We start from the raw sequence: 16,632 nt of genomic DNA on the forward strand, positions 1-16,632 counted from the left end.
ATGCTGTCCAGACTGTCGATCCGCGATATCGTCCTGATCGAGAAGCTGGACATCGACTTCTTGCCCGGACTCTCAGTGCTGACCGGCGAGACCGGCGCCGGCAAGTCCATCCTGCTCGATGCGTTGTCGCTGGCGCTTGGTGCGCGCGGCGACGCTTCGCTCGTCCGCCATGGCGCGGCGCAGGGCCAGGTCATCGCGGTGTTCGATGTGCCGCGCAACCATCCGGCGCGCACGCTGCTTTCCGACAACGACATAGAGGACGACGGCGACATCATCCTGCGTCGCGTGCAGACGGCCGATGGCCGCACGCGCGTCTTCGTCAACGACCAGCCATCCAGCGTCACCCTGATGCGCGACGTCGGCCGCGCGCTGGTCGAGATCCACGGCCAGCACGACGAGCGCGCGCTCGTCGATCCCGGCGCCCATCGCGAATTGCTGGACAGTTTCGGCGGCCATCTCGGCGCCGTGCGCGGCGCGGGCGAGGCTTGGCGCTACTGGCGGAACTGCGAGCAGGAGCTTTCCCGCCACCGCGCCAAGGTCGAGGCGGCGGCGCGCGAAGCCGACTATCTCAGGGCCTCCGTCGCCGAGCTGGCGAAGCTCGACCCGCAGCCCGGCGAGGAGACCGAGCTGGCCGAACTGCGCGCCCGGATGATGCGGGCCGAGAAGATCGCGTCCGAGATCCACGATGCGCAGGACGTGCTGTCGGGGCCGTCCTCGCCGCTGCCGCAGCTTGCCAGCCTGCTGCGTCGGCTGCAGCGCAAGGCGGGCGAAGTGCCGGGGCTGCTCGACGAGATGGTGAAATCGCTGGACGAGGCGATGATTTCGCTCGACGCGGCGCAGTCCGGCGTGGAATTGGCGCTACGCGCCACCGAATACGATCCGCAGCGCCTGGAAAAGGCCGAGGAGCGGCTGTTTGCGCTGCGCGCGGCCTCGCGCAAGCACAATGTCGCGGTCGACGATCTGGCGCAGCTGCGCGACACGATGGCGGCCGACCTTGCCGATCTCGATGCCGGCGAGGAGCGGCTGCACGGGCTGGAGAAGCAAGCCGCCGCCGCAAGCGAGGCTTACGACATATCCGCGGCGCAGCTCTCATCGCTCCGTCACGCCGCCGCAGCCGGCCTGACCAAGGCGGTGATGGCCGAATTGCCGGCCCTCAAGCTCGAACGGGCCGAGTTCATCGTCGAGATGGTGAGCGATGCCGAAAACCGGATGGAAGAGGGTATCGACCAGGTCGAATTCTGGGTGCGCACCAATCCGGGCACCAGGCCTGGGCCGATGATGAAGGTCGCCTCGGGCGGCGAGCTGTCGCGCTTCCTCCTGGCGCTGAAGGTGGCGCTGGCCGACCGAGGCTCGGCGCCGACCCTGGTCTTCGACGAGATCGACACCGGCGTCGGCGGCGCGGTGGCCGACGCCATCGGCCAGCGGCTGGCGCGACTCTCGAAGCGGGTGCAGGTGCTTTCGGTCACCCATGCGCCGCAGGTGGCGGCACGCGCCGCCACGCATTTCCTGATTTCCAAGTCCGGCGGCAAGGACCGCGTCGCTACCGGCATCGCCGAGATGGACCGCGCGGCGCGCCAGGAAGAGATCGCGCGCATGCTGGCCGGCGCCACCATCACCGACGAGGCGCGCGCGGCGGCCGAGCGGCTGCTGCGCGAGAATACTGCAGCAGCTTAGAGGCTGATCTCTCCGCTTGAAGGATGAGTCAGCAGATGGCTGCATCCCGCTGTTCAGGAATGATTTTTGCGCGAGCCGACTCCCCCATGCCGAATCCTGATTTATAGTGGCGCGCCATTAATCGAGGACCGCGCTTCATGTCGGAAAAACCAGTCGAATCGCTGAGCGAAAGCGAGGCCGCGGATGAGCTGAAGCGGCTGGCGACGGAGATCGCCGAACACGACCGGCGCTATCATACGGAAGACGCGCCGACGATCTCGGACGCCGAGTATGACGCGCTGGCGCGGCGCAACCTCGCCATAGAAGAACGCTTTCCCGATCTCGTGCGCGAGGATTCGCCGTCGCGCCGGGTCGGCGCGCCGCCGGCGGAAGGCTTTGCCAAGGTGCGGCACGCGGTGCCGATGCTCAGCCTCGCCAAGGCCTATACCGACCAGGACGTCGCCGATTTCATCGAGCGCGGCCGGCGCTTTTTCGATCGCGACAAGGATCTCGACATCGCCTTCACCGCCGAACCGAAGATCGATGGGCTGTCGGCATCGCTGCGCTATGAAAACGGCGTGTTCGTGCAAGGCGCGACGCGCGGCGACGGCGCCGTCGGCGAGGACATCACCGCCAATCTGAAGACGATCGCCGACATTCCGAAGGTGCTGAAGGGCTCGGGCTGGCCGGAGGTCATCGAAGTCCGGGGCGAGGTCTACATGACCTATGCCGAATTCGAGGCGCTGAAGCAGCGCTCGGCGGCGGTCGGCGGCCAGGACTACGTCAATCCGCGCAACACGGCGGCCGGATCGCTGCGCCAGAAGGACCCATCGGTCACCGCCAGCCGCAACCTCAAATTCTTCGCCTATGCCTGGGGCTACACGACCGCTGATCCGGCACCGACACAGTATGATTCGGTGCAGAAATTCAGCGAGTGGGGCTTCAAGGTCAGCCCGCTGATGGTGCGGGCGAAGTCGATCGAGGAGCTCATCGCGCAGTATCATCAAATCGAGGAGATGCGCTCGTCGCTCGGCTACGACATCGACGGCGTCGTCTACAAGGTCGATCAGCTTGAGCTGCAGCGCCGCTGGGGTTTCGTAACCGGCGAGCCGCGCTGGGCGGTCGCCCACAAATTCCCGGCTGAGCAGGCGATGACGACGGTCGAGAGGATCGACATCCAGGTCGGCCGCACTGGCACGCTGGCGCCGGTGGCGCGGCTGGCGCCGGTTACGGTCGGTGGTGTGGTAGTCGAGAACGTCACGCTGCACAACGAAGACTACATCAAGGGTCTCGACAGCAATGGCCAGCCGATCCGCGACGGCATCGACGTCCGCATCGGCGATACGGTGGTGATCCAGCGGGCAGGGGACGTCATTCCGCAGATCGTCAGCGTCGTCATCGACAAGCGTCCTGCCAATGCCGTGCCTTACGAATTCCCGCACACCTGCCCGGTCTGCGGCTCGCCGGCGACGCGTGAGATCAACGAGAAGACCGGCAAGGAGGATTCGCGGCGGCGCTGCACCGGCGAACTGATCTGCGCCGCGCAAGCCGTGGAGGGGCTGCGCCACTTCGTGTCGCGCGGCGCGCTCGATATCGAGGGCCTGGGCGCCGAAAACATCGACCTCTTCTTCAATTCGGGGCTGGTCAAGACGGCCGCCGACATCTTCACGCTGAAGGACCGCAGGCCGGCCGTCACCAAGGCGCTGGCCGAGCGGCGCGAGGAGCAGGCGAGGCTGCGCGAAGAGGCATCGGGCAAGACGCGCAAGAATGTGCGCAGCGTCGAGGATCGCAACTACGAGGGTCTCGACAAGCTGTTCGCGGCCATCGACGCGCGCCGCGAGCCGGAGCTCGACCGTTTCATCTTCGCGCTCGGCATCCGCCATATCGGCGAGACGACGGCGGCCGTCCTTGCCCGCCAGTTCTCGACCATCGAGGAGCTGATCCGTATCGGCAAGGAGACGGCAAAGGCCGAGGATCCGCACGCCGTCTTCCCATCGATCAACGGCATCGGCGACACCGTGATCAACGCGCTGCGCGACTTCTTCGGCAACGAGCGCAACGACGACGTGCTCGACGCGCTGTTGGCGCAGGTCCATCCAAAGCCGTATGTCGTCGAGATTTCGGCCGGCAGCGAGGTCTCCGGCAAGACGGTGGTGTTCACCGGCACGCTGGAGAAGATGACGCGCTCCGAGGCCAAGGCGATGGCGGAGCGCCTGGGCGCCAAGGTTGCCGGTTCGGTTTCGGCCAAGACCGATCTCGTCGTGGCCGGCCCGGGCGCCGGCTCCAAGCTCAAGGACGCCACCGCGCTCGGCATCGAGGTGATCGACGAGGACACCTGGCTGCAGCGGATCGGCAGGGGCGCCTGATGGCCGGCGCGTTCAAGGGGTTTGGCCAAAAGGCCATTCCGTTCCTCAAGGCGCTCGACTTCCACCAGAACCGCGAGTGGTTCCAGGAGAACCGCGACCTGTACGAGAGCGAGCTGCACGAGCCGTTCTGCGATCTCGTCCAGACGCTGACCGAGCGTTTCGCCGCGGCCGGACTTGGCCTGCGCGGCGACCGCAAGAAGTCGCTGTTCCGCATCAACCGCGACGTGCGTTTCTCCAAGGACAAGCGGCCCTACAACCGGCATCTGTCGGCGATCCTGTCGCCCGACGGCACCAAGATGGAGCAGGGCGTGTTCTACGTGCATATCGGGCTCGAGCGCTGTTTCTCCGGCGTCGCCTGGTGGCAGCCCGGCCCTGAACTGCTGCTCGCCATGCGCAATGCCATCGCGGCAAGGCCGGAGAAGTATCGCGCGCTGGTGGCGGCATTGAAGAAGAACCGTCTCGAATTCGAGACCGAGGATCGCATGAAGCGCACGCCGCGCGGCTTCGAGCATGTCACTGACAGCGAGTTGGCCGAAGCCATCCGCAACCGGCACTTTTACGTCCAGCAGGCAATTGACCCGGCCGGCATCCACTCGCCGGCGCTGGTCGACGAGCTCGTCGATTTCACCTTGCGGGCCAAGCCGCTGCTCGACTGGGGCAGGGCGATACAGGGCAAGACCGGATAACCGGAAATCCGTTTCGCGATCAGTTCCGCTGATCGTCGGCTCAAGCGAATTGGTGTGACAAGGAAGGCGACGTTCCCTACATCAAGCCGCCTGACGCGCGTCGCCTGAAACGGGTTCAGGCGACGCGCTTCAAGTCCTTGTTTTGATGCATGTCGTTATCCCAGAACCGCGGCGCACTTCTGGGCGACATGCAAAAGGGGAGCAGTTGGATGTCAGCGGAAGCAATCTCCGAAGACCGCGCCAAGAGCGAGTTCTGGGACGGTGTACGGTTGTCGATGCCGGTGGTCGTCGCTTCGGCGCCGTTCGCCGTGCTGTTTGGCGCTCTAGCTGTCGACAACGGCTTTTCCGTCCTTGAAGCTTTCCTGATGAGCGCGCTGATTTTCGGCGGCGCCAGCCAGATGGTCGGCATCGAACTGTTCGGCCAGCATGTCGCGCCGTGGCTGATCGTGCTGTCGATCTTCGCCGTGAATTTCCGCCACGTGCTCTATTCCGCCGGCCTCGGACGGCGCATCGCGCACTGGCCGGTGGTGCAGCAGGCGCTCGGCTTCTTCATCATGACCGATCCGCAATACGCCGTGTCGGAGGCGAGGGCGCAATCCGGCGAGACCGTCGGCTTTGCCTGGTATCTCGGGCTCGGCCTGCCGGTCTATGTGTTCTGGGTGATCGAAAGCGCGCTTGGCGCGGTGTTCGGCAAGATGATCCCTGACACCCATGCGCTGGGCATCGATTTCCTGCTGCCGATCTATTTTCTTGGCCTGGTGGTTGGCTTCCGCAAACGGCCGCTGTGGCTGCCTGTGGTCGCGGCGAGCGCGGCCGCCTCGATCATCGCCTACAAGAATGTCGGCTCGCCCTGGCACGTTTCGATCGGCGCCGTCGCCGGCGTGCTGCTCGCCGTCATACTGCCGCCGCATCACAGCGGCGTGGGGGAACGGCCATGAGCACCACTTTCTGGATCATCATCGCTGGTGCTGTCGCCACCTATCTCACCCGCGTCGGCGGGCATCTCGTCATCTCGCGCTTCGACAACATCCATCCACGGGTCGAGGCAGGCTTGAACGCCGTGCCGGCCGCGGTGCTGACGACGCTGGTGGCGCCGGCCGTGCTCGGCGCCGGACCGGCCGAATGGGCGGCACTGATCGTCACCGCAATAGTGTCGCTGCGCGGCGGCCTGATGGCGATGTTCCTGGCCGGCGCTGCAGTCTTGATTCTGGCCAGGCAGTTCGTCGGGTAGAAATCAGATTTTCGCGTCGTGCGGCAGCGGCGCTGTCGCCTTCTCCAGCCAGGCCAGCGTTTCGCCTTCCACCATCGGACCGATCTCCGCCAAGACCCGTGCGTGGTACTGATCGAGCCAGTGCAGCTCGTCGCGCGTCAGAAGGTCGGTGCGGATGAGGCGCTTGTCGATCGGCGCCAGCGTCAGCGTCTCGAGGCCATGCACGGCGATGTCGCCGCCCTCGATCTGTTCGGCGGGCGTGACGAGGATCAGGTTCTCGATGCGAATGCCGTAGGCGCCCTCCTTGTAGTAGCCCGGTTCGTTGGACAGCATCATGCCGCCAAGCAGCTTCTCGGTGCCGGTGCGGGCGATGCGCTGCGGTCCTTCGTGCACGGCAAGATAGGAGCCGACGCCGTGGCCGGTGCCATGGGCGAAGTCGCAGCCATGCTTCCACAGCGCCATGCGGGCGACCGCATCGATCTCCGAGCCGCGCGTGCCGGCCGGAAAGCGCAGCATCGAGATGCCGATCATGCCTTTCAGCACCAGCGTGAAGCGCTCGCGCATCTCCTCGGTCGGCTGGCCGATCGGCACGGTGCGGGTGATGTCGGTGGTGCCGTCCTGGTACTGTCCGCCGGAATCGAGCAGGAACAGCTCGCCGCTCTGAAGCTTGCGGCTGGTGGCGCGTGACACGCGATAATGCATGATGGCGCCGTTCGGGCCGGCTCCGGAAATCGTGTCGAAGGAGACGTCGCGCAGCGGCATCTGCGTTTCCTCGCCGGTCTGCCGGCGCACCTCTTCGAGCCTGGTGACGACGTCGATCTCGTCGAGCTTGCCCGGCTCCTGCCGGTCGAGCCAGCAGAGCAGCTTCGCGACAGCCGCGCCGTCGCGGCGGTGCGCGGCGCGGCTGCCGGCGATCTCGGCCTGGTTCTTGGTCGCGCGCGGGATGCGGGCGGGATCGGCGGCCGAAATGACCTTGCCGCCATTGTCCTCGACCAGCATCTTGAGCTTTTCCGCCGCCAGCACGGGATCGAGCGCGATCCTTGCGCCATCGTCGGCAAGCCCAGCGATGGCTGCTTCGAACTCGCCCGGATCGTGCAGGTCGGCAAGCTGGGTGAGATAGGCCGCGACCTGGCGCGAGAATTTGCGCGGGTCCATGAAGAGCTGGTGCTTGCCGTCAGCGGCGAGGATGGCGAAGCCGAGCGCCAGCGGCGTGTGCGCCACGTCACCGCCACGGATGTTGAAGGCCCAGGCTATTGAAGAGGGGTCCGTGAGCACGGCGTGCGTCGCGCCATCCTTTTCGATCGCACCCGCCAGGCGCGCCAGCTTGTCCTTGGCGAGTTCGCCGGCAAAGGCGATCGGATGGAGCTCCACCGGTGCGCGCGGCGGCTCCGGCTGGTCTTTCCAGATGATGTCGATCGGGTTCCTGTCGAGCGGCACCAGCGTCGCGCCGGACTGCTCGGCCGAAGCTTTCAGCGCCTTGACCTCGCCGATCGTATGCAGCCAGGGGTCGAAGCCGAGCCTGGCGCCCTTGCCGAGATTGTCGTTGATCCAGGAGGCCGGCGGATTGTCGACGAGGCTTTCGACGGTGAAGATCGAAAGGTCGACCTCGCCGCGCACCTGCAGCGTGTAGCGGCCGTCAACGAAGATGAAGGCGCGGTCGCGCAGGATGATGGCGACGCCGGCCGAGCCGGAAAAGCCGGTCAGCCATTTCAGCCGCGCCGAGCGGTCGGCGACATATTCGCCCTGATGTTCGTCGGCGCGCGTCACCATGAAGCCGTCCAGGCCGTTCTCCGCCAGCCATTGGCGCAGCATCGCCACGCGCGGCTTGCCGACAGCCGGGTCACCGGCGGAATCAAAGGTCTGGAACATGGTCGTCTCCCTCGAATGGCGGCGCATGACCCCGAAAATCGGAGTCGATTTTCGGAAAGGATCATGCGCGAAATCAAAGTGCTACAGCGTCCTTTGCGCGTCCAAAGGACGCGCGGCGCTGTAGCCGCGACCGTAACGCATACACCTGCAAACCGGAATCAGTTTCGGCAGGCCAGGCGGGATTGAATCGAGTCTGATTCACCGCTTGAGGTGGATCGTCACCCAGCCCTCGCGGTGCAAGGTGCGGACGTGGCGGAAAGCCTGGCCGACATAGGCCGAGATCACCGCATCGCGCTGGCGGTCGAGGATGCCGGAGAGCACCAGCGAGCCGCCCAGCTTAATGTGCCTGGCCATCTGTGGCGCCAGCCGCATCAGCGGCCGCGCCAGGATGTTGGCGACGATCAGGTCGAAGGGGGCGCGCCTGGCGAAGATCGGATGATGGAAACCCCGCGCCGTCACCGTCTCGACCAGCGCCTTGATGTGGTTGAGGCGCGCATTGGCGGCAGCGACGCGGACCGCGACTGGGTCGATGTCGGTTGCCAGCACCGGAATATGCGCGAGCTTCGCCAGCGCAATCGCCAGCACCGCGCTTCCCGTGCCGAGATCCAGCGCGTTGCGCGGGCGCTCGCGTCGCACCACCTGGTCCAGCATTACGAGGCAGCCGGCGGTGGTGCCGTGATGGCCGGTGCCGAAGGCGAGGCCCGCCTCGATCTCGATGGCGAGATCGCTGCTGTGGCGCTTGCCGCGATCATGCGCGCCATGGACGAAGAAGCGCCCGGCGCGGACCGGCTTCAGACCTTCGAGCGAGCGCGCCACCCAGTCGATGTCGGGCAGCGCTTCGCGTTCGACCTGCTTCGACAAGGCGAGGCCCGCGAGGATGTCGTTGATCCGGGCTTCGATGGCATCGACATCGCCGTCGGCGTAAAGCGAGATTTCGTGGATGTCGTTGGACTCGTCGACCTCCAGCACGGCAAGCGGCAGGCCTTCATCCTCGAAGGCGGCGTCGAGCGCGGCGAAGATGCGGTCGGCTTCGGCCTTGCCGGCGGTGAAATGCAGCCTGGTCTGCGCCATCAGGCTAGTTCTCGTCTGAGCATGATCTTTTCCGAAAACCGGACGCCACTTTTCGGGATCATGCTCTAGCCCGCCGCCAATCGCTTCAGCTTGGCAATGGCGGTATCGGCGCTTTCGCCATAGGCGATGGTGCCGGCGAACTCGCCCCTGGCGTTGAGCAGCAGCACGGAGGCCGTGTGGTCCATGGTGTAGTCGCCGTCGCCGGTGTCGACCTTCTTCCAGTAGATGCCGAAGGCCTTGGCCATGGCATGGACCTTGTCCGGATCGCCGGTGATGCCGGTGATGCGGTCGGAGAAATTGCTGACGTAGGAATTGATGATCTCGGGCGTGTCGCGCTCCGGATCCACCGTGACGAAGTAGGCGTTGAGGTTCTTGCCGTCATCGCCCATCGTCTTCAGCCAGCCGGCCAGTTCGAACAGCGTGGTCGGACAGACCTCGGGGCAGTGGGTGAAGCCGAAGAATACAACGGTCGGGTGACCTCGGAACGCGGCCTCGGTGATCGGCGCGCCTTTCTGGTCGGTCAACGCGAACGCGGCGCCGTAGGGCTCGCCGCCATAATGGCCGCGGTACCAGTCGAAGGTGAGCCAGCCGATGCCCGCCGCCATCAGGACGAGAATGCCGACCAGGATTGAGCGCATCATCAGAAACTATCCGTCGTGATCGTCGCGGCCCAGCGGATCGTGCGCGGGCCTGTTTTGGCGACAGTCTTAACGGTTTGGCGGCGCACGCGCAAAGATGTCGCGTTGCCGCAACCGCGAGACCGGCCGCCCACGGAGAGGGGCCGAGCCCGACGGCATCGAACGGCTTGCAAATGCCATGGTCCTATCCCACCTGACATCGGCTGAACGCGAACCCGAGGAGGCTTCCTTGCGAAAACTGATCGGCTTGATGGCCGCATGCCTTGCCCTGAGCGCCGGCGCCGCGTTGGCGGACGAGGTCGGCAAGGTCGGCGTCGACTGGGTCGGCAACGACATCATGATCGACGCGATCAAGGATCCGAAAGTCGACGGCGTCACCTGCCACGTCGCCTATTTCGACCGCAGCATCATCGACCGGCTGCACAAGGGCAATTGGTTCGAGGATCCATCGGATTCCTCGATCTCCTGTCGCCAGACCGGACCGATCACCATCGGCGACATCGACATGAGCGAGGGCGGTGAGGAGGTGTTCAAGCAAGGCCTCAGCCTGATCTGGAAGAAGCAGGTGGTGAACCGCATCTACGACAAGAACAACGAGACGCTGATCTATCTGTCGCATTCGCGCCAGGTGCAGAACGGCTCGGCGAAGATGTCGGTCACCACCGTGCCGCTCTACGGCCAAAACGTCGTGTGGACGAAGGGCAAGCCGCAATAGGCACCCAAAGCATGTCTCCCGAAAGTAGGAACCGGTTTCGGGACAAAGACATGGGTAAAATCAAAAACCTTAAGCGCATGGAGCGAATCTGGAAGATCGCGACGCACTTTCGGCTTGCCGAACGGACGATTGGTGCCGCTTGCGGGACCAATCGCGCGGGCGTAAAGCCGCGCCATGGACCGTCCTGAACACCTCGTGCTCAAAGATCCCGAGCCGCGCATCCATCCGACCGCGGAACTGAAGGGGTGCAAGCTCGGCCGCTACGCCTCGATCGGCGAGCGGGTGATCCTGCGCGAGGTGACGGTCGGCGACTTTTCCTATTTCGAGCGGCATTCGGAAGCGATCTACACGACGATCGGCAAATTCTGCTCGATCGCCGCCAACAGCCGCATCAACGCGCTCGAGCATCCGATCGAGCGGCTGACCCAGCACAAGGTCAGCTACCGCCCGAACGAATATTTCCGTTGGCTCGGCGTCGACGGGGCCTTTCGCGAGCGGCGGCAGGCAAAGCCGGTCGGCATCGGGCACGATGTCTGGATCGGCCATGGCGCCGTCGTCATGCCAGGGGTTACGATCGGCAACGGCGCCGTCATCGGCGCCAATGCAGTGGTGACGAGTGACGTGCCGCCTTACGCAATCGTCGCCGGCGTCCCCGCGAAGCCGCTGCGGCAGCGGTTCGCCGCCGATGTCGCGGCGCGCATCGAGAAGCTTGCCTGGTGGGATTGGGCGCCGGAGAAATTGGCAAAGGCCATTCCCGACATGCAGTCATTGCCGATCGAAGCCTTCCTCGATCGTTGGGAAAACGAGCCTTTCTGACATTTTGCGGGGGGTCGGTGCCCCTTCCGCCATGCGGGGGTGGCGCAGCGGAAGGGGCTGGAGGCAAACCGCCGTGAAGCGGAAGGAGCAGGCTTTTTTGGCCTGCACCGGGCACTATGGCAAAAAACGGATAAGTTGTTTCTTCATGTCCGCACGCCTTTCGCGTGTATCCGATTGCAAGCGTCTGCGTCGGAAAACTCCAACGGCGGGAACCGGAGGTGCCGCCGCCTTGTTTCTATCTCGAAATGCCGCGCGATGGCGGCTCGTCGAGGGATCGATGATCGAGAAACTTTTTACCCGGATTGCCAATTGGGTGGCTCACCTGGCCGGTATGCCGCCGACCTTCGCCTTCTGCATTCTGATCGTCGTCGCCTGGGCGTTGAGCGGTCCAATCTTCGGCTTCTCCGATACTTGGCAACTGGTCATCAACACCGGCACAACCATCGTCACCTTCCTGATGGTGTTCCTCATCCAGAACACGCAAAATCGCGACAGCGCGGCCATCCAGACCAAACTCGACGAGCTGATCCGGGTGAGCCGGGCCCACAACACCTTCATCGGTATCGAGCATCTGACCGAATCCGAGGTCGAGGAGATTCGCGACAAATGCGAAGAGGCCGCAAAGCGGCATGACCGGGAGGTCGCCCAGGCTGCTGTCAAGAAGGCCGTGGCGAGGAAGAACGGTTCCAAGAAGAAAGCAGCTTGAGCGGCCCGTCAGCGGTTCATGAAGGCGGCGAAAGCGTCGTTGTGATCCGGGTGCCAGCGCGACAGGGCGGGGCGGTTCTCGATGATGTCGCCGATCGCCCAGGCCATGCGCTTTTCATCCGTCGGCCGCGCGACCTCGTTGTCGGGGCAGAGGATGTAGAAGTCGTCGTCGATCAGCGATCCGAGCATGAAATCGATCACCTGCTCGCCTGTCCAGGCGCCGGCCGGCTTTTCCGTCGCGCCCTCGGTCAGGCCGGTATAGGTGAAACCCGGTATCAAGAGGTGCGCGGAAACCTTTGCTCCCGGCTCGTTGCGCAGCGCATGCGCCAGACCCTCGGTGAAAGTCTTCACGCCGGCCTTGGAGACGTTGTAGGCGAGATTGCCGGGCGGCGTGGTGATGCCTTGCTTGGACCCGGTGTTGATGATCAGCCCGGACCTGCCTGCGGCCAGCATGCGCGGCGCGAAGGCCTCGACACCGTGCACGACGCCCCAGAAATTGATGTCCAGCAGCCGCTTCCAGGCGTCACGGTTTTCCCACGGCTTGCCCGGATTGTTGCCGACGCCGGCATTGTTCATCAGCACCGACACCGCGCCGAATGCACCGTAGGCGAGTTCCGCCAGGCGGTCGACTTCGTCGGCCTTGGAGACGTCGGTGGGTATCGGGAGAACGGCATCGTCCCCGGCAATGGCGGCGACCGCCTGTCGCGCCTGGTCGAGACGCACGCTGCCGAAATCGGCAATCACTGTCTTCATGCCCATGGCAGCGAACCGTTTCGCGGCGGCAAGGCCGATACCGCTGGCGCCGCCGGTGATGACGGCGACATTGCCGGAGGCGAAAGCGGGCAGGGCGGTCTGGATTTCGGCGTCGCTGGTCATGGTCGATGTCCTTGTTCTGGGTCGAGCCGAACTTAACGCCGGCGAGAGCCGAGACAAGCCTTGATGGCGGCAACGTTGACCGCCATAGCGGCAACTGGTTGACCGCCATAGCGGCAACTGGTTGACCGCGACGGCGGCAACGGGTTGACCGCGATGGCTCGCGCCGCGCATGCTGCCCAGAAAAGGAGTTCGGTTTTGACCGACTGGATCGGCATCCTGAAGGAGCAGACTGCAACCGGCGACCAGATGGGTCGCGAGGTGCCGAAGATGCTCGCCAATCCCGATATCAGCGAGACGCAGGTCAAGACCCTGTTCGCGGCGCTGGAGAAACAGGCCGATTTCGCCGAGAAGCTGCGCCTGGCGCTGGATAAGTTCGGCCACGATTTTCCCGTCATCAAGGCGGCCGAGCGGCTGGAGGAGCGCTATGCCGACCTTGCCGCCTCGGTGGCCGAGAAGCTGAAGGCGATGCGGCGGTAGGGCGCTACTTTTCGATCAGACGTTCGAAACGCTTGTCCGGCACGAACCAGATCATCGCAACCGTTACATAGAGCGCGACGCCAATCCACTGGTTGACGAAAGTGAGCAGCACGCCTGCGATATAGATCGCCAGCGAAATCTTGCCCTTGCGGTCTTGGCCCACAGCCTTGGCGAATGTCGTGTCCGCGCCGTGCAAATGGCGCAGCCTGATGACGAGAATGTAGTAAGCGAACGCGCAGAGCACGAGATCGACGCCATAGACGGCGACGGGCACTGGCGCGAAATGGTTCTCGCCCATGAAGGCGGTCGTCACCGGCATCAGCGACAGCCAGAACAGCAAGTGCAAGTTCGCCCACAATACGCGGCCGTCAACCCGCTGCACGGTATGGAACATGTTGTGCAGATTGTTCCAGTAGATGCCGACATTAATGAAAGACAGCACATAGCTGAAGAAAACCGGCCAGAGCGGCGCCAGCGCTGCGAAGTCCTCGCCATGCGGCACCTTCAGCTCCAGCACCATAATGGTGATGATGATGGCGACGACGCCATCGGTGAATGCTTCGACCCGTCCCTTGCCCATGATTCCTCCCTCGTCGGCCGGCAGACGTTACGGGGGGACAGTGCGCAAGGCCATACTGCCACAATTGTCAGGAGGGCGTTCGGCAAGCGGGTGGGCCGCTCCTACATGGGGGCCAGGGGTTTGCAAACTGGCCGGAGGTTCCGATGACCAGCTACGCTCAGACCATCGCACGCGACAAAGAACTTGGCGGCGGTATCGCAATGGCAGTCGTTGCGGCCATGATCGCTGCGCTCTTTGCCGGCAGCACCGCGCTGACGCCGCTCTATGTGATCTACAAACAGGCTTTCGGCTTCTCGCAGATCACGCTGACGCTGGTCTACGCGGTCTATGTGGTCGGCAATCTGGCGGCGCTGCTGTTTTTCGGCCGGTTGTCGGACAGTGTCGGCCGCCGCCCGGCGGCCATGGCGGCGATGGGCGTCGCCGTTGTCAGCGCGCTGTTTTTCCTCTTCGCCGAAAATCTGGCGTGGCTCGACGCCGCCCGCATCCTCAGCGGGCTCGGCATCGGGATCGGCGCGGGAACCGGCACCGCCTGGCTCGCCGAACTGATCGAAGGCGAGGACAAGTCGCGCGCCGCCGTCATTGCCACCAGCACCAATTTCGTCGGCCTCGGCCTCGGCGCCCTGACATCGGGGCTGCTCGCCGAATATGCGCCCTGGCCGCTCAGGCTGACATTCGCCGTCTATCTCGTTCTGCTGGTGCTGGTCACGCTGCTGATCTGGCGCACCCGCGAGACCGTGTCCGAGCGGAAGCGGCTCTCCGACGTCCCGATGCGACCGCGGCTCTCGGTTCCCGACGGCATCCGCGCGCGGTTCGTGGCGCCGGCGGTGACCGGCTTCGGCGCGATGGCGCTCGTCGGTTTCTATGCTGCGCTGGCGCCGAGCGTTCTGGCCCAGCAACTGCATGTCACCAACCACGCCGAGGCCGGCGCGCTGTTTTTCGAGCTTGCGGTCGTGACCGCCGCGACAATCCTGGCGACGGCACGGCTCGCCAGCCGCACCGTCATGCTGGCGGCACTTGTGCTGATGATCCCGACGGTGGCGCTGGTCGTCGCTGCGCAGGTCTTTGCGTCGATGGCGTTGATGATCGTCGCCACGGCCTTCTGCGGCGTGGCGGCGGCGTTCGGCTATCGTGGCGGCCTGCAGGTGGTGAACCATATCGCGCCGGTCGACCGGCGCGCCGAGGTGGTCTCGGCCTTCTTCGTCTGCTGCTTCTGCGGCAATGCGTTGCCGGTGATCGGCATCGGCGTCTTGTCGAGTCTGACGAGCGCGACCGTCGCCAGCCTGGCCTTCGCCGGCATGATCACGACCTTTTCGCTCGTGGCGCTGGGGTTTGGCGCCAAATACGCCCGATAGTTTGCCTATTCCAACACGATGTCAGCCGTTCGGCGTTTCGGGCGAGAGGTGCGCGCGCTGGCGCGGCACGCCGAGCGTGTCGGGCGGCTCGCCGGCAGCCGGACGGTCCTCGATCATATGCAGGGTACGCCAGCGGCCGAAACGATAATAGGCGGCGGCGAGCACCAGAGAGGCGATCGAGCCGGCCGGAAAGCTCCACCACAGCGCTTCCTGGCCGATGACGCTTCGCATGGAATAGGCAAAGCCGGTCCGCACGATCAGCACCGAGACGATCAGGATGATCAGCGGCGGCATGACGGCGCCGGTAGCACGCACCGTGGCGAAGAGCACGATGGTGACGCCGAACAGGATGAAGGACCAGGACGCCGACTTGTTTATGTGGGCGGCGATATCGATCGCCGTGCTGTCGCCGCTCAGGAAAAGTCCGAGCACCGGGCGGTCGAAGAGGAAGATCAGCGCCACCAGCGCGCCGGTGAGCACGAGGTTGAAGCCGACGCCAGAAGCGGCGACCTTGCCGATGCGATCCCAGCGCCCGGCGCCGACATTCTGCGCCGCCATCGAGGAGACGGCAGCGCCGATGGCCAGAGCCGGCATCTGGATATAGGTCCAGAGCTGTGCGGCGATGCCATAGGCTGCCGCGACCTGCGAGCCATAGGTGTTGACGATGCCCTCACCGTCAGAGCCGCGGCCGAGATGACGATCATCTGCAAACCCATCGGAATGCCCTTGAAGACGACGATGTGCAAAAGCGCCGGATCGGGCTTGAGCAGAGCGAGGTCGCTGTCCGCCAGCCGCAGCGGGTGCCTGCGCGCATAAAGCACGATCAGGATGGCGATCACGCTCACCATCTGTCCGATCAGCGTCGAGGCGGCCGACCCGGCGATGCCAAGCTCGGGGAAGGGGCCGATGCCGCGGATGAGCAGCGGGTTCAGGACGACGTCGAGCACGACCGCCAGCACCATGAAGACAAACGGCGTGCGCGAATCACCGGCGCCGCGCAGCACCGTCATGACGAAGGACAGAAGGTTCATCATCGGCACGGCGACGAAGATGATGCGCAGATAGGCGCGCGCCAGCGGCAAGGCGTCCGCCGGCGTGCCGAGCCCGGCGAGGATGGCGTCGACCCAGATCCAGCCACAGACCGCGAACACCACCGAGACCAGGAAGAAGAAAGTGGCGCTGGTGCCGACGATGCGGCGCGCTTCGGGCAGGTCGCGGGCGCCGACCGATTGCGCGACCAGGATGGTTGCCGCCATGCCGATGCCGAACACTGTGCCGAGGATCAGGAACAGCACCAGATTGGCGTTGGAGGTCGCCGTCAGCGCCGCCTCGCCGAGGAAGCGGGCGACCCAGACGGCATTGATCGAACCGTTGAGCGACTGCAGCACGTTGGAGCCGAGCACCGGCAGGGCGAACAACAGCAACGTGCGCGGGATCGGGCCGCTGGTCAGGTCGCCGGTCCGTCGCCGAGCGGGCTTGTCGTCATCCATGTTGTTATCCATGGTTGGGCGGGCACCGAAAATGAATCAGGCCCGCGATGCTATCGCGGACCTGATGGTGATGCATCCCTGGCGGGCTGGATCGGTGCCTGCGGTGCCCGCCCGCAGCGTGAGCATAT

The 16,632-nt window shown here is 64.9% G+C and carries 16 protein-coding genes and 1 pseudogene; 10 read left to right on the forward strand and 7 right to left on the reverse strand.

From position 1 onward, the window contains the following. From recN to EN874_RS16485, 5 genes are all read left to right on the forward strand, one after another. Positions 1-1,674 carry a DNA repair protein RecN gene (recN, locus tag EN874_RS16465; RefSeq protein WP_127425680.1) on the forward strand — a complete coding sequence of 558 codons (1,674 nt, stop codon included), beginning with the start codon at positions 1-3 and terminating at the stop codon, positions 1,672-1,674. A gap of 137 nt (positions 1,675-1,811) precedes the next feature. After that, on the forward strand, positions 1,812-4,019 hold the full coding sequence (gene ligA, locus EN874_RS16470) for an NAD-dependent DNA ligase LigA (RefSeq protein ID WP_127425681.1): 2,208 nt from the start codon (positions 1,812-1,814) through the stop codon (positions 4,017-4,019). Further along, positions 4,019-4,705 (forward strand): TIGR02453 family protein, encoded by a 687-nt coding sequence (locus EN874_RS16475; RefSeq protein WP_127425682.1) that lies wholly within the window; start codon positions 4,019-4,021, stop codon positions 4,703-4,705. The genes ligA and EN874_RS16475 overlap by 1 nt, the downstream gene beginning before the upstream one ends. Positions 4,706-4,914: 209 nt before the next feature. Further along, positions 4,915-5,643, forward strand: coding sequence for an AzlC family ABC transporter permease (locus tag EN874_RS16480; protein WP_127425683.1), 729 nt, complete (start codon positions 4,915-4,917; stop codon positions 5,641-5,643). Next, the gene (locus EN874_RS16485; RefSeq protein ID WP_127425684.1) at positions 5,640-5,936 is read left to right on the forward strand and encodes an AzlD family protein; all 297 of its coding nucleotides are present in this window, start codon (positions 5,640-5,642) and stop codon (positions 5,934-5,936) included. Before EN874_RS16480 ends, EN874_RS16485 begins: the two co-directional genes overlap by 4 nt. A 3-nt stretch (positions 5,937-5,939) precedes the next feature. Here EN874_RS16485 and EN874_RS16490 read toward each other — a convergent pair whose 3' ends face one another. The 3 genes from EN874_RS16490 to EN874_RS16500 all read right to left on the reverse strand — a co-directional run bounded on the left by EN874_RS16490 (position 5,940) and on the right by EN874_RS16500 (position 9,496). Next, positions 5,940-7,784, reverse strand: a complete 1,845-nt coding sequence (locus tag EN874_RS16490; RefSeq protein ID WP_127425685.1) for an aminopeptidase P family protein — start codon at positions 7,782-7,784, stop codon at positions 5,940-5,942. Between the two features lie 198 nt (positions 7,785-7,982). Further along, on the reverse strand, positions 7,983-8,855 hold the full coding sequence (locus EN874_RS16495) for a 50S ribosomal protein L11 methyltransferase (RefSeq protein ID WP_127425686.1): 873 nt from the start codon (positions 8,853-8,855) through the stop codon (positions 7,983-7,985). A 65-nt stretch (positions 8,856-8,920) separates the two neighbouring features. After that, entirely contained in the window at positions 8,921-9,496 is a 576-nt protein-coding gene (locus tag EN874_RS16500) for an SCO family protein (RefSeq protein WP_126088492.1), read from the reverse strand. 247 nt (positions 9,497-9,743) lie between these two features. Here EN874_RS16500 and EN874_RS16505 point away from each other — a divergent pair, with 247 nt between their 5' ends. The 3 genes from EN874_RS16505 (at position 9,744) to EN874_RS16515 (ending at position 11,730) form a co-directional block, all read left to right on the forward strand. After that, positions 9,744-10,208: a CreA family protein gene (locus tag EN874_RS16505; RefSeq protein WP_127425821.1), complete on the forward strand. Its 465-nt coding sequence runs from the start codon at positions 9,744-9,746 to the stop codon at positions 10,206-10,208. Between the two features lie 174 nt (positions 10,209-10,382). Beyond that, a complete protein-coding gene (locus EN874_RS16510) occupies positions 10,383-11,024 on the forward strand; it encodes a DapH/DapD/GlmU-related protein (RefSeq protein ID WP_127425687.1) in 642 nt (213 codons plus the stop codon). A 277-nt stretch (positions 11,025-11,301) separates the two neighbouring features. After that, positions 11,302-11,730 (forward strand): low affinity iron permease family protein, encoded by a 429-nt coding sequence (locus EN874_RS16515; protein WP_168247513.1) that lies wholly within the window; start codon positions 11,302-11,304, stop codon positions 11,728-11,730. Positions 11,731-11,738: 8 nt separating this feature from the next. Here the strand turns inward: EN874_RS16515 and EN874_RS16520 are convergent, their stop codons facing one another. Further along, complete coding sequence (locus tag EN874_RS16520) at positions 11,739-12,605, reverse strand: SDR family NAD(P)-dependent oxidoreductase (protein ID WP_127425688.1); 867 nt, start codon at positions 12,603-12,605, stop codon at positions 11,739-11,741. 195 nt (positions 12,606-12,800) lie between these two features. On the opposite strand from EN874_RS16520, the gene EN874_RS16525 reads away from it, so the two are divergent. Then, complete coding sequence (locus EN874_RS16525; protein WP_127425689.1) at positions 12,801-13,082, forward strand: hypothetical protein; 282 nt, start codon at positions 12,801-12,803, stop codon at positions 13,080-13,082. Positions 13,083-13,086: 4 nt separating this feature from the next. On the opposite strand, the gene EN874_RS16530 is transcribed toward EN874_RS16525, so the two are convergent. Continuing rightward, on the reverse strand, positions 13,087-13,662 hold the full coding sequence (locus EN874_RS16530; RefSeq protein WP_127425690.1) for a TMEM175 family protein: 576 nt from the start codon (positions 13,660-13,662) through the stop codon (positions 13,087-13,089). A 143-nt stretch (positions 13,663-13,805) separates the two neighbouring features. Here EN874_RS16530 and EN874_RS16535 point away from each other — a divergent pair, with 143 nt between their 5' ends. Beyond that, on the forward strand, positions 13,806-15,014 hold the full coding sequence (locus EN874_RS16535; protein WP_127425691.1) for an MFS transporter: 1,209 nt from the start codon (positions 13,806-13,808) through the stop codon (positions 15,012-15,014). Between the two features lie 21 nt (positions 15,015-15,035). Here EN874_RS16535 and EN874_RS34405 read toward each other — a convergent pair whose 3' ends face one another. After that, the gene (locus tag EN874_RS34405) at positions 15,036-15,680 is read right to left on the reverse strand and encodes an MATE family efflux transporter (protein WP_348631733.1); all 645 of its coding nucleotides are present in this window, start codon (positions 15,678-15,680) and stop codon (positions 15,036-15,038) included. A gap of 203 nt (positions 15,681-15,883) precedes the next feature. Further along, positions 15,884-16,516, reverse strand: a pseudogene (locus tag EN874_RS34410) (MATE family efflux transporter); the annotation flags it as partial. Between the last annotated feature and the right edge of the window lie 116 nt (positions 16,517-16,632).

Origin of the sequence: Mesorhizobium sp. M1D.F.Ca.ET.231.01.1.1 (assembly GCF_003999155.2) — a bacterium.
GTDB lineage: Bacteria > Pseudomonadota > Alphaproteobacteria > Rhizobiales > Rhizobiaceae > Mesorhizobium.